General features: G+C 51.0%; 11 protein-coding genes and 1 riboswitch. Of the genes, 10 read left to right on the top strand and 1 reads right to left on the bottom strand.

Going from position 1 to position 11,670, the window contains the following annotated elements; genetic code table 11:
- Positions 1–65: 65 nt before the first annotated feature.
- A riboswitch (cobalamin riboswitch) is annotated at positions 66–261 on the top strand.
- Between the two features lie 94 nt (positions 262–355).
- From C7T94_RS10210 to C7T94_RS10250, 9 genes are all read left to right on the top strand, one after another.
- On the top strand, positions 356–2,401 hold the full coding sequence (locus tag C7T94_RS10210) for a TonB-dependent receptor (protein ID WP_162618647.1): 2,046 nt from the start codon (positions 356–358) through the stop codon (positions 2,399–2,401).
- Positions 2,391–3,539: a YncE family protein gene (locus C7T94_RS10215; protein WP_107215249.1), complete on the top strand. Its 1,149-nt coding sequence runs from the start codon at positions 2,391–2,393 to the stop codon at positions 3,537–3,539. The genes C7T94_RS10210 and C7T94_RS10215 overlap by 11 nt, the downstream gene beginning before the upstream one ends.
- Complete coding sequence (locus tag C7T94_RS10220) at positions 3,540–4,682, top strand: YncE family protein (RefSeq protein ID WP_107215250.1); 1,143 nt, start codon at positions 3,540–3,542, stop codon at positions 4,680–4,682.
- Positions 4,683–4,695: 13 nt separating this feature from the next.
- Positions 4,696–5,580 carry a cell surface protein gene (locus C7T94_RS10225; protein WP_107215251.1) on the top strand — a complete coding sequence of 295 codons (885 nt, stop codon included), beginning with the start codon at positions 4,696–4,698 and terminating at the stop codon, positions 5,578–5,580.
- Positions 5,581–5,676: 96 nt separating this feature from the next.
- Complete coding sequence (locus tag C7T94_RS10230; RefSeq protein ID WP_107215252.1) at positions 5,677–6,270, top strand: DUF6580 family putative transport protein; 594 nt, start codon at positions 5,677–5,679, stop codon at positions 6,268–6,270.
- Between the two features lie 54 nt (positions 6,271–6,324).
- The gene (locus tag C7T94_RS10235) at positions 6,325–7,023 is read left to right on the top strand and encodes an SIR2 family NAD-dependent protein deacylase (protein ID WP_107215253.1); all 699 of its coding nucleotides are present in this window, start codon (positions 6,325–6,327) and stop codon (positions 7,021–7,023) included.
- Positions 7,010–7,711 (top strand): Dph6-related ATP pyrophosphatase, encoded by a 702-nt coding sequence (locus C7T94_RS10240; protein ID WP_107215254.1) that lies wholly within the window; start codon positions 7,010–7,012, stop codon positions 7,709–7,711. The genes C7T94_RS10235 and C7T94_RS10240 overlap by 14 nt, the downstream gene beginning before the upstream one ends.
- 242 nt (positions 7,712–7,953) lie before the next feature.
- Entirely contained in the window at positions 7,954–8,451 is a 498-nt protein-coding gene (locus tag C7T94_RS10245) for a YMGG-like glycine zipper-containing protein (RefSeq protein ID WP_107215255.1), read from the top strand.
- Positions 8,452–8,549: 98 nt separating this feature from the next.
- Positions 8,550–8,960, top strand: coding sequence for a Dabb family protein (locus C7T94_RS10250; RefSeq protein WP_239494982.1), 411 nt, complete (start codon positions 8,550–8,552; stop codon positions 8,958–8,960).
- A gap of 100 nt (positions 8,961–9,060) precedes the next feature.
- On the opposite strand, the gene dnaB is transcribed toward C7T94_RS10250, so the two are convergent.
- Complete coding sequence (dnaB, locus tag C7T94_RS10255; protein ID WP_107215256.1) at positions 9,061–10,632, bottom strand: replicative DNA helicase; 1,572 nt, start codon at positions 10,630–10,632, stop codon at positions 9,061–9,063.
- A 196-nt stretch (positions 10,633–10,828) separates the two neighbouring features.
- On the opposite strand from dnaB, the gene rlmB reads away from it, so the two are divergent.
- Entirely contained in the window at positions 10,829–11,593 is a 765-nt protein-coding gene (gene rlmB / locus C7T94_RS10260; protein ID WP_107215257.1) for a 23S rRNA (guanosine(2251)-2'-O)-methyltransferase RlmB, read from the top strand.
- Positions 11,594–11,670: the final 77 nt, after the last annotated feature.

Consider the following 11,670-nt stretch of genomic DNA (forward strand, 5'->3'; position numbering starts at 1 on the left):
TGTGCTAATTTATGGTTTTCTTGTTCAGGCCGCAGCCTTTGTAGAAAAAATGGCCGGAAATTTATACCTTCGCAGCCATTAAAGGTTCTCGCCGCAGCTTCGCGGTGCAGATTAATAGGGAATACGGTGCAAATCCGTAACTGTCGCGCAGCTGTAAACTCTGTAAACGGTGTCCATTCCTGAGCCACTTTCCCCGCAGGGGAAGGGAAGGCCGGACATCCGGGAGTAAGTCAGAAGACCTGCCTTTGATACATAGTTTCATGGCTTTCGCGAACTGAAGCCCGAAAATTCGACTCGACACCCTGTGTCGCCGGTTTTCTATTCCGCGCAGGCCATGTTTAACCGGCACAGGCAAATGACCATACGCAAGTTATCGTGGTATCTTTTTATCTATTTTTTTGTGCCCACCTGCCAGTTGGGGGTGCCCGCCCTTGCGCAATCCGATTCGCTTAACCAGGCCCGTCAACTGCAGGAAATACAGGTGCGCGAACGGCTGTTGCCTGAGTTAAAACGCTCCTCGGTACCGGTCCAGGTACTTTCCGGCCAGCAGCTGCAGCGCTTGCACAGTTTGTCTGTAGCAGACGCCGTGCGCTTCTTTTCAGGGGTGCAGCTAAAAGATTATGGTGGTATAGGCGGCCTCAAGACCATTAATGTCAGGAGCCTGGGGAGCAGCCAGGTCAACGTTTTTTACGATGGCATCCAGCTTGGAAATATGCAAAATGGCCAGGTCGACCTGGGTCGCTTTTCGCTCGATAACATGGAAGCCATCTCCCTGTTCAACGGCCAAAAGCCGGGCGTGTTGCTGCCGGCAAAAGCTTATGCAAGTGCCGCATCGGTCTATATGGAAAGCCGGGTCCCCGTTTTCGACAATGGGGCTGGCGCGAACTACCGTGCAGGCGTCAGGGCCGGTTCATACGGACTTTTCAACCCTTTTTTTGCAACCGAACAGAAAATAGGCAGGCAGCTTGCTGCGCGGATCAGCACTGAGTTAACGAACGCCGGCGGCCATTACACCTTCAGGCGGCGAATCGGATCGACAGACACGGCTGCGGTGCGACAGAACACCGATATCTGGTCTTTTCGCGCTGAAGCCGGACTGTATGGAAAAATAGAGGAGAAACAAGACTGGCAGGTCAAAGCCTATCACTACCGCTCTGAACGGGGACTCCCCAGGGCGATCGTGACCAACCGTTTCGAAGCACGGCAGCGGCAGTGGGATGAAAATACGTTCATCCAGGCAAAGTTCCGCGAAAAAATCAGCGATAAAATGAGCCTTGCACTGGCTGGCAAGTACAGCCACGACCGCCTGAAATATGTAGACCCCGAGATCACGACCGATGCAGGTTTCTTAAACAATGAATTCACATCGCAGGAAATCTACGCTTCTGCAACGGCTTCTTACCTCATCTGCAGTTTTTTCGAAATGGGCCTCTCGGCCGATTATCTGCACAACCGCATGCAGGCAAACCTTTACCGTTTCCCGTTCCCAACGAGGCAAACTCTGCTTGGTGCCGCTGTTGGCAGGATCAAAATGCCCAGGCTGATTGGCGAGATAAACCTCCTGGCCACAGCTGTAGATGAACATGTCAGATACTATCAGCAGGCAACCGATTTCCGGAAACTGACACCTTCTGTATCATTCAACTGGCAGCCGCTTGCGGTCCTGCCTGTTCACATCAGGGCGTTTTATAAGGAAATTTTCCGGATGCCAACATTCAATGATCTTTATTATACTTTCTCTGGTAACTCTTTTTTGCGTCCGGAATATGCACATCAGTTTGACCTGGGGATGACTACAGCAAATAACTTCAAAAACGGTCTGGTCCGCACGCTCGATGCGCAGGCCGACGTTTACTTTAATAAGATAACAGATAAGATCGTTGCCGTGCCCGGCCAGAACCTGTTCAGGTGGTCTATGACAAACCTGGACCAGGTCGAGATCAGGGGAGCAGAAGCCAATGTGAGGCTTAGCGGCCAGGTCGGCAACCGCCTGGGTTACGCTTTACTTTTTGCATATACCTACCAGGAGGCTATAGAAACCACGGCAGGAGCAGAGCCGCGGCAGCAGATTCCGTATATCCCGCGCCACAGCGGGTCATTCACCGTATCGGCAGATTATGGCCCTGCAGGTCTCAGTTACAGTTTCGTCTACACCGGCGAACGCTATGCGCAAAAGGCCAACATCCGTTCCAATTACCTGCAGCCCTGGTACACGCATGACTTGTCGCTCCATTTTCAGCCGGCGCCAAAGGCAAGGCAGCTCTCGCTTACGCTGGAAGTTAACAACCTGCTTAACCAGCAGTACGATGTCATCAAAAACTTTCCCATGCCCGGCCGCAATTATCGCATTGGCTTGTCCTGGCAGTTTCAAAAACAAGAAAGGAAAACCCATGAAATTTAAATGGACTGTTTGTTTGCTGAGTATGCTGCTGGCAACAGCAGCTTGCCGGAAAGATGAGGACTCCGGGCCCGGAGCTGGGGAGGACCTGCAGCATGGGCAGCCCGAAACGCTGACAACCCTTAAAGGTTTCCTGCTGTTGAACGAAGGCAACATGAACATGAACAAGGCGAGCCTCGATTATTACGATTACACGACGGGCGTTTACCGGAGCAACGTCTTTGAAAAGGCCAATGCCGGTGGCAGCGGCCTGGGCGACGTGGGCAATGACCTCGCGGTGTACGGCAGTAAGGTCTATATCGTTGTAAATGGTTCAAACAAGATTGAGGTGCTTGATGCCCGGACCTGGAAAAAGATCAGGCAGATCAATCTCGATAACTGCCGGTACATTACTTTTTCGGGCGGAAAGGCTTATGTAAGCGCCTACCTCGGCGTTGTGGGCGACCCCGCAGCGCCGCAGGGAAGTGTGAGTGAGATCGACACGGCATCGCTCACCATTATGCGGAGAGCGACCGTTGGGCGGCAGCCGGAAGAACTTGCGGTAGTCGGCAACCGCCTTTACGTGGCACACTCAGGCGGCTACAGCCCTTCTAACTATGAACGCACGGTTGCCGTGATCGATTTGACGAGCTTCCGGGAAATAAAGCGGATCGATGTGGCTGTTAATTTGCACCGCCTGCGGGTCGATGCCTATGGAGACTTGTATGTGAGTTCAAGAGGAGACTATTATGATATACCACCCAGATTGTATGTGATCGACACCGGGACAGATGCGGTCAAAAAAAGTTTTAACCTGGCGGTCAGCGATATGGATATCAGTTCAGATACGGCCTATATCTGCGGCACGGCTTTCAGTTACCAAACCGGCAGAAACGAGATCAGTTACAGCATGCTGGATGTACGCACGGAAACCCAGCTGCAGCGCTCCTTTCTAAGCGATGGCATGGACCGGAATGGCAAAATTACACTTCCTTACGGCCTGGCAATTAATCCTGAAAACAAGGATATCCTGATTACAGACGCTAAGGATTATGTATCGCCCGGAAAACTCCACTGCTTTAGTAAAAGCGGTAAACTGAAGTGGTCGGTTGCCACGGGCGATATCCCTGCAAAAATTGAATTTTTAAAGAAAACACCATAAATGATGAATAACAACAGAACAACTGTAAGCCGGTTTTTAGCCGTGCTCGCCCTCCCGTTTGCACTGGCTTCCTGCGGCAAAACCGGGGAAGAAGATATCCTGGATCAAGTGAAGCCCATACCGGTAGTCGACAAAACTGTTGGAGTCTATGTGCTCAATGAAGGTTCAATGGGTGCTGCCAACAGCTCCATTACATACTATGACATGACTACCGGTAAAACAGATAGTGATGTGTATAAAAAAGTGAATGGACGTGACCTGGGCGATGGCGCGAACGATCTTAAGAGGTACGGAAGTAAAATGTACTGTGTGGTCTCCGGAGATTTTACAACTGCCCGGTCATTTGTGATTGTGATGGATGTAAAAACAGGCAAGGTTGTCAAAGAAATCTCATTCAATGAGAATGGGAAGGGTATCATGCCAAGATCAATTGCGTTTAGCGGAAGCAAAGCCTATGTGAGCGCCTATAATGGCAGCATCAGCCGGATTGATACGGCAACACTGCTGGTAGATAAAACGGTAACGGCAGGCACGGCACTGGAAGGGATGGCCATAGCAAACGGAAAGATTTACGTGGCAAACACCGAGAATACCTACACGGTTCCTGGCAGCCTTGGCAACAAGACCCTGTCGGTTGTGCGGCTGGAAGACATGACAAAATTAAAGGAAGTTGAAGTCGGACCGAGCCCCACCCATGTGCAGGCAGGTCCTGACGGCACGATCCTGGTTGCCTATGCAGGAGTTTATGGAGTTGCCGGCTCGGGCCCGGGTGCAGTAAAGTTAAGTGCGGCCACCGACGCAAGAATCATTACTGTTACTACAGAACTGAACAGCCTGGCGTTTACAGAAGATTTGCCCCTGGTTATTGGCGGAGCTTACACAGGACCGAAACCGTTCATTGCGTTTTTGAATTATACAAACCTGACCAAGGGTGCCGACTTTATTAAAGACCAGACCGCGCTGGTTAATCCTTATGGCCTTACGATTAACCCCTTTGACAAAAGTGTCCTCATCTCTGATGCAAAGGCCTTTGGCAGCACATCCGGGGAAGCCTTGTATTTCACAGCTGGCGGTAAAAAGCTGTTTAGCTTTCCTACAGGCATGAATCCGCAAAAAGCAGTCTTCGTTTACAGTTATAAATAGATAAAATTCAAATATGAAATTGGTAAACAACCGCGCCTTAAGCGCAATTTTTCTAGGTGCAGTGCTGGCGCTCGGCGCCTGTAAAAAAACAGAAGGCCCGGAAGATCCCGGCGAACAGACTTACGAGCCTCGCGATCCCAAAGCAGACAGCAGCCCGTATGTTAGCCAGCTGTATGCATACAATCCTGCACCCGGGCAATTCATGAATCGCGCGCCCGGTAACATCGAAAGCGCCAACAGTATTCTTGGCAAAAAGGGCTCGGTTACGCTCGGCGCCTGGGGCGGCAGCATCGAACTGGGTTTTGACCATACCGTACTCAATGTAGCCGGAAAAGATGACCTGGTCATTTATAACAACGCTTTTACCAATTTTGCTGAGCCAGGCGTTATTTATGTAATGCAGGACCTGAACGGGAACGGCAAGCCGGACGACACCTGGTACGAACTGAAGGGCAGTGAATATGGCAAGAACGGTTACATTCGTGATTACCAGGTTACGTACACCCGACCCAATCCGGCAAAATCTGATGTGCCCTGGCAAGACAACAAGGGCAATAGCGGCGTGATCAAGGTACTTGGAAATCCTGCAAATTCGTATTACCCGGATTGGATCACAGGCAATACCTATACGGTAAAAGGCGTATTGCTGCCCGCTGCAAACATCGATACACGTTCGGGTGTGAAGAGCATTGCCTTCGAGTCAGGGTATGCAGACAATAAGGCCGGCGAAGACCGGATCGATCTTGATCATGCAATTGACGCAAACGGAAACAAGGTGACGCTGAGCGGCATCGATTTTATAAAGATTCAGACGGGTATCCTGGCTAACCTGGGTATCCTCGGCGAACTGTCAACTGAAGTTGTCGGCGTTGCTGATCTGAAAATGATTGCCCCTTAAAAACAGGTGCCTGGTCTTATGCGGGCCGGGCACCTGTCTCCTGCAACTTTAAAAAGTCAGGAGAATGCATTAACTTTGAATGCTTAACCCAACACCATGTCGAAAACACAATTTAATCCGCGCACATTGATTCTGCTGTGTATCATTTTGCTCGTCACTCTTTTTCGTTTAGTCGTTACCTTTAATACCGATATTTTCGCTTTCGCCAATTTCAGCTCAATTGGTGCGGTGGCCCTTTTTGGCGGTGCTTACTTCAAAAACTGGGGGAAAGCTTTGGCGTTTCCGTTGATCAGTTTGTTCTTAAGCGATTTTATCCTGGCCAACACGATCTATAAGGCGTACAGCAATGGATTTTCTTACGATGGCTGGTACTGGACCTACCTGGCTTTTGCCCTGATGGTGTTGGTGGGCCGGCTGGTGTTGAAGCGCCCCTCGGTCATTAGCTACCTCGCATCTGCGGTGGCGGTTGTGTTCATTCACTGGGTCGTAACCGATATCGGCGTATGGTATCAAAACCCGGGATATACGCAGGATGCTGCAGGTTTTTGGCTATGCCTCGTTAAAGCAATCCCATTTGAAGGCAAGTTTTTGCTCGGGACACTGATTTACGGCGCCCTGATGTTCGGTGCCTTTGAATTGATCAAGGCCAGATACCCGGCCTTAAAAAGACCCGAGCTGCTGCCAGGCTAAATAGTTAGACCCTTCTGAAAAGAGGGGTTTTTTTATACCCCCAAATCTTAGCGCATGAAAAAGCTTGTTGTATTAACTGGTGCCGGTATAAGTGCCGAGAGCGGACTGAAGACTTTTCGGGACAGCGACGGACTCTGGGAAGGGCATCGGGTTGAAGAAGTAGCTACGCCGGCAGCCTGGCTGCAGGATCCGGAAAAAGTTCAGCGTTTTTATAACGAACGGCGCGAGCAGGTTAGGCAGGCAGAACCAAACCAGGCACATTCGCTGCTCGCAGCGCTGCAGGAATATTTTGAGGTACATATCATTACGCAGAATGTCGACGATCTGCATGAGCGGGCCGGGAGCAGAAATGTATTGCACCTGCACGGGCTGATCACCATTGCGCGGAGCACGTGCAATCCTGACCTGCTTTATCCCGTAGGTCCTGAAGGGATCAGCATGGGTAACCTCTGCAGCCTGGGAAGCCAGTTGCGGCCACACATTGTCTGGTTTGGTGAGCAGGTGCCCATGATCGTGCCCGCCGCCGAGCTTTGTTCCCGTGCTGATATTTTTGCAGTGATCGGCACGTCGCTGGCCGTTTATCCGGCGGCAGGCCTGATCGATTATGTACCTGCAAAGGTTCGGAAGTACATCATCGATCCGAATATACCCGACGTTCGGTCAGTTTCCAACCTCCACAAAATAAGGGAAAAGGCTGTAGCCGGTATGCGGCTGTTTTTTGATCTGCTGCTTAAACAACATGGAGAAAATTAAGGCGGTTTTTAACTGGAGCGGTGGCAAGGACAGTGCCTTTGCGTTGGGGCGGGTCCTGGATAATGAAAACATTGAGATCGTGTCGTTGCTCACTACGGTCAACGCGACCCATAAACGTGTGTCAATGCACGGCCTGCGCGAGGAACTTCTTGATTTGCAGGCTGAAGCGATCGGTATTCCACTGCTTAAAGTATATGTACCCGAGGGGCAAAGCATGGCAGAATACAGCCGAACTATGGCCGAACAATGGACTATCCTGAAGCAGTGGGGCATAACGCACGCCATTTTTGGCGATATTTTCCTCGAAGATTTACGCAGGTATCGCGAGGAAAACCTGGGCAGCCAGGGCATTACCTGCCTGTTTCCGATCTGGCAGGAGGACACCGGCAAATTGCCTGATGTATTTCACCGTTCAGGATTTAAGGCGCTTCTTTGCTGTGTGCGGGAAAATCAGGCAGCGGCGCTTGGCGCTGCGGTCGACGCCAGCCTGCCCGCTTTGCTTGCCCCGGGTACAGACGCCTGCGGTGAAAATGGCGAATACCACAGTTTTGTTTTCGCCGCACCTTTCTTTAAAAAGCCAATCTCATTTGTTACCGGCGAGCAGGTATTCCGGTCGTTCGACCTGGCGAAAGCGGATGGTACAACGGAGGTGCAGGGATACTGGTATCTGGATATTCTGCCTGCCTGAATTGGCTGCGCATGTCATTTCCCTGTGGCCCAGCCTGAACATGGGTAACGACCAGCCCTTTGCTCTTCGGGAGTTCCATGCAGTATGTTGAGTACCCAACGCAACCGGCAGATTTCATGGTAAGCATCATGCCTGTTTCAAGCACAGCCAAGAGGTTATCCATCCCGGTCTTCGGCTTTGGCATCATTTTTTCTTACTCATTATGACGCCTCAATTTATTGTACACATAAAACATAGAAGCCATGAAAAAGATATTAGGTGTTTTAATGCTTTCGGCCAGCATCGTTGCTTGCGGCCCAAGCGCGAAAGAGAAAGAACAGATCAGGATTGCGGCAGAAAAACGCATTACTGATAGTTTAAGATTAGACAGTTTCAAAAAGGTTGAAATTGCAAGACAGGAAAAAATTGAGCAGGAGCGTGTTGCTGCGGCCGCAGCAGCGGCGGCAGCGGCTGCCGAAAGACGTTCATACGCCCGCTCGTCGTACAGGTCTTCTGGATCGGGATCGGGAAGTTCAAGCAGCTCTTACGGCGGAACACAAGCAACCGCAAAGAAAAAAGGCTGGAGCGACGCTGCTAAAGGCACATTGATCGGCGCTGGTGCCGGTGCCGTTGGCGGTGCACTGATCGACAAAAAAAAGGGACGTGGTGCTGTGATCGGCGGTTTGATCGGCGCAGGCACCGGTTACGTAATCGGACGTGGAGAAGACCGCAAAAGTGGCCGCGTTCAGCCCAGGAACTAAAATATCCCACACAGGATGAAGAAGCCGGAAATTTTTCCGGCTTTTTTTGTTTAGACGAATAACAAAAACCGGTATCTTGCTTTTTAATCTGCGCTACCATGAAAAGAAGAAAATTTGTACATGCCGCGGCATTCGCATCTGGTGCCGCTATACTTGCTCCAGCTAAACTGTTCGCTACCATGACTGAAAAAAAATCCGGCCAGTTGCTGCACTACGTGCTGTTCTGGCTAAAAAAAGACCTGTCGCCCGCAGAAATCAGTTCCTTCAAAGGTTTTTTCGAAATGCTCAAAAAGATCGAGACGGTGAAATCGCTCCAATACGGACAGGCAGCTGGTACGCCCAAACGGGACGTAACCGATAATACATTCAGTTATTCAATGACTGCGGTTTTCGATTCGATTGAAACGCATAACCAATACCAGGACGACAAACGCCATCATGCGGCCATTGAAAAATACAGCCATTTGTGGACCAGGGTCGTTGTACACGATACGCTGCTAGACAGTTAGGCTGTCAGGTTCAGCGCCACCTGCCAATAAAATACACTGCTGGTGAAACATGTGTCGACTCAGGTAGGCTGTAACTGCACTAAAAAAGAGTTTGAGGTGTCTAGAAGGGTGGATCGTCGTCGCTGAAGTCATCCATCCGCGAGGGTTTGATGATTACATTGCCTGGTTTATCAAAATCCTGCGAAGGATACATTCCCGATGCAGGGCTGTCATTGCCAAACCCGCCCCCTGGAGGCATAAAATCTTCTTCGAGGTCACCAAACTTGACGAATTTGCCAATGAACCGAAGGGGTACAATCCCGGTCTCACCATTTCGGTGTTTGGCGATAATAACCTCACCTACACCAATTTGCGAACGTCCCTGTTCGTCTTCGGTTATGCCGTAGTATTCAGGCCGGTAAAGGAAGAGTACCATGTCTGCATCCTGCTCAATAGAGCCCGATTCACGAAGGTCAGAGAGCTGTGGCCGTTTCCCGTTCACCCCAGGTCGGCTTTCTACCGCGCGGCTCAATTGCGAAAGCGCCAGAACCGGAATGTCGATCTCTTTGGCCACCGATTTCAGGGCCCGCGAAATGCTGCCGATTTCCTGCTCCCGGTTACCGCCGCCTTTGCCTTCGCCCTTGCCGTGCATGAGCTGCAGGTAATCGACAATAACCATCTGGATGTCGTACTGCGATTTTAGCCGCCGGCATTTGGCGCGGAACTCAAAAATATTCAGGGCCGGGGTGTCGTCAATGAGGAGCGGCGCCTCGGTCAGGTTCCCGATCTTGCTGTGCAGCTGCTGCCATTCCCATTCCTGCAGGTTCCCCTTCCTGATCTTTTCCTGCTCAATTTCTGCTTCGCCGGATATGAGACGGTTAACGAGCTGCACGGATGACATCTCGAGCGAGAAAACGACCACCGCTTTTTTAAAATCGACGGCAGCATTCCGTGCACAGCTGAGAACAAAAGCGGTTTTCCCCATAGCGGGGCGCGCAGCAATGATAACCAGGTCAGATTTCTGCCAGCCACCCGTAATCCGGTCAAGGGCCGTAAACCCTGAAGGTACACCGGTCAGTCCGTCAGTTTTGCTGCGCAGTTCTTCGAGTGTAGCCAGCGACTGGCGAATGATCTCGTCCATTTTCTGCGTATCGCGGCGCAGGTTGTTCTGTGCAATGTCGAACAGGTTCTTTTCTGCATGGTCGAGCAGGTCAAAAATATCGGTGGTATCTTCGTAAGCGTTGTTAATGATCTCGGTCGAAATGCGGATCAGTTCACGCTGAATGTATTTCTGCGAAATGATCCTGGCATGGAACTCGATGTTGGCGGCAGAGGCCACGCGGTTGGTCAGGTTCGTAATGTAGAATGCTCCGCCTACCATTTCCAGGTGCCCAAGCTGGCGCAGCTCAGAAGTAACGGTAAGAATGTCGACCGGCTTGGATTTTTGAAACAGCAGGTGAATGGCCTCGAAGATCTTCTGGTGTGCTTCCTGATAAAAAAGTTCCGGCTTTAAGATGTCGATTACTGAAGAAAGCGCGTCCTTTTCAAGCATAAGGGCACCCAGCACGGCTTCCTCCAGGTCTACAGCCTGGGGCGGAATTTTGCCCATGCTGCTGATGGTATTGCTTAACCTGTTCTTTCTTGAAGTGGTGTTGTTCGGTTTAGTTTGTCCCGGCTCGTAATCGCTGCTCATGCAGCAAAAATACGCAATAAAAGGACGTTTTGCGCCGCTCAATTATAAACATCTTTTTATTGGCGTCAGCCGACCGGAAGCGCAGAGCGGCTGCTTCCTAACATTTTGTTGTTAATAATCAGGCGCTTGCTGCGGGCGCTGGACCTGATACCGGAATCGGATTAATTGATGTACTTTTGCAGCAAATACGATCAGCATGGACAACAACAGGAGAGCTCCGAGACCCAAGCAAAACAACACCTTCATTTTTGGCATTCGTGCGGTTATTGAGGCAGTCCGCGCCGGACAGGACATAGAAACCATCTATGTACAGCGCGGCATCGCTGGCAACCTCATACTTGAACTGAAGACTGTGCTTGCCGATCATACAATTCCCATGCAAACGGTTCCGGTCGAAAAACTGAACCGGATGACACAGAAAAATCACCAGGGTGTGATTGCGGTGAGCTCGCCGATTACCTACCAGCAGATCGAAGATTTGATCCCGGCTATTTATGAGCGGGGAGAGACGCCGCTGGTGCTGCTGCTTGACGGCCTGACCGATGTGCGTAATATGGGCGCAATCGTGAGAACGGCTGCCTGTGCGGGCGTACATGCCATCGTTGTTCCTCTGAAAAACTCAGCGCAGATCAATGCAGATGCGATCAAAACCTCTGCGGGCGCGCTGTTCAATGTGCCGGTTTGCAGGCACGCCAGTTTATATAAAACGGCGCAGTTTCTGCAGGAGAGCGGTCTACAGCTGGTGGCCTGTACCGAAAAAACGGACGATCTGATTTATGTGCCCGATTTTTCCCTGCCAACGGCGATCATCATGGGGGCAGAAGATGTGGGTATCTCGAACGAGTTGCTCCGCCTGTCTGACCACCTCGCCAAAATCCCGATGGCGGGCAGCATCGAATCGCTCAACGTTTCGGTCTCGGCCGGCGTGATCTTATATGAAGCGGTAAGGCAGAGGCTGTAGCGTATTTCGCTGGCTGAAACAGGAGCAGGGTGTGCAATCGCCGGTGCGCAGCAGACCATCAATCTGCAACCAGGAAG

This window comes from Pedobacter yulinensis (genome assembly GCF_003029735.1).
Lineage (GTDB): Bacteria > Bacteroidota > Bacteroidia > Sphingobacteriales > Sphingobacteriaceae > Pedobacter > Pedobacter yulinensis.

What these genes read in the sequence shown, in the direction of transcription:
- dnaB (WP_107215256.1), bottom strand. Translation starts at nt 10,632, where the DNA reads ATGAGCAGCGATTACGAGCCGGGACAAACTAAACCGAACAACACCACT.
- C7T94_RS10250 (WP_239494982.1), top strand. Translation starts at nt 8,550, where the DNA reads ATGAAAAGAAGAAAATTTGTACATGCCGCGGCATTCGCATCTGGTGCC.
- C7T94_RS10230 (WP_107215252.1), top strand. Translation starts at nt 5,677, where the DNA reads ATGTCGAAAACACAATTTAATCCGCGCACATTGATTCTGCTGTGTATC.
- rlmB (WP_107215257.1), top strand. Translation starts at nt 10,829, where the DNA reads ATGGACAACAACAGGAGAGCTCCGAGACCCAAGCAAAACAACACCTTC.
- C7T94_RS10225 (WP_107215251.1), top strand. Translation starts at nt 4,696, where the DNA reads ATGAAATTGGTAAACAACCGCGCCTTAAGCGCAATTTTTCTAGGTGCA.
- C7T94_RS10240 (WP_107215254.1), top strand. Translation starts at nt 7,010, where the DNA reads ATGGAGAAAATTAAGGCGGTTTTTAACTGGAGCGGTGGCAAGGACAGT.
- C7T94_RS10235 (WP_107215253.1), top strand. Translation starts at nt 6,325, where the DNA reads ATGAAAAAGCTTGTTGTATTAACTGGTGCCGGTATAAGTGCCGAGAGC.
- C7T94_RS10215 (WP_107215249.1), top strand. Translation starts at nt 2,391, where the DNA reads ATGAAATTTAAATGGACTGTTTGTTTGCTGAGTATGCTGCTGGCAACA.
- C7T94_RS10220 (WP_107215250.1), top strand. Translation starts at nt 3,540, where the DNA reads ATGATGAATAACAACAGAACAACTGTAAGCCGGTTTTTAGCCGTGCTC.
- C7T94_RS10245 (WP_107215255.1), top strand. Translation starts at nt 7,954, where the DNA reads ATGAAAAAGATATTAGGTGTTTTAATGCTTTCGGCCAGCATCGTTGCT.
- C7T94_RS10210 (WP_162618647.1), top strand. Translation starts at nt 356, where the DNA reads ATGACCATACGCAAGTTATCGTGGTATCTTTTTATCTATTTTTTTGTG.